At 37.4% G+C, this 559-nt stretch carries 1 protein-coding gene; it reads right to left on the reverse strand.

Features of this window, described 5'->3' with window-relative positions; translation table 11 throughout:
- Positions 1-147: 147 nt before the first annotated feature.
- Positions 148-549: a helix-turn-helix domain-containing protein gene (locus EHQ59_RS06790; RefSeq protein ID WP_135618605.1), complete on the reverse strand. Its 402-nt coding sequence runs from the start codon at positions 547-549 to the stop codon at positions 148-150.
- Positions 550-559: the final 10 nt, after the last annotated feature.

Below are 559 nucleotides of genomic sequence, written 5' to 3' on the forward strand. Positions count from 1 at the left end.
TGAGTCCCGGACGGGACGTTAGGGATTGGCACGACGCTTGCGTAAGCAAGAGGAGTGACAAAAGCCTATGTGTCGTAGACCGAGCGAGGGCGCAAGTCCCGAAGCGAAGCGGTTAGTCGCTGTTATACGAAGTCGCAAGTTAAGCAATTAGATAAAAACAGCGGGAGAAATATTAAATTTTTCAGCCAAAGCCTTGATTTGCCGAACATTTAAATCTCTTTTTCCATTCAAAATTTCAGAAACAACACCTTGGCTACCCAAAATACTTAAATCCTTTTGATTAAGGTTATTTTCTTCCATCAGAAACTTTAAAACTTCAATTGGTTCAGCATTAGGCTGAATAAAGTGATCATTTTCATATTCCTTAATCAGATTACCAACAGTTTCGAGAAGAGGAGCAAGTTGATGTTTCTCATTATTACCAACTTCATCAATAAGTTCATCCAAAACTTTCACAAGTTTTTTGTATTGTTTATCAGTGTGTGGAACAGAGAGAATATCTTTAACATCATGCCAAACATTCTTAACTTTTTCAATATCTTGGATCATAAATTCTCCT

This window comes from Leptospira kemamanensis (assembly GCF_004769665.1).
GTDB lineage: Bacteria > Spirochaetota > Leptospiria > Leptospirales > Leptospiraceae > Leptospira_A > Leptospira_A kemamanensis.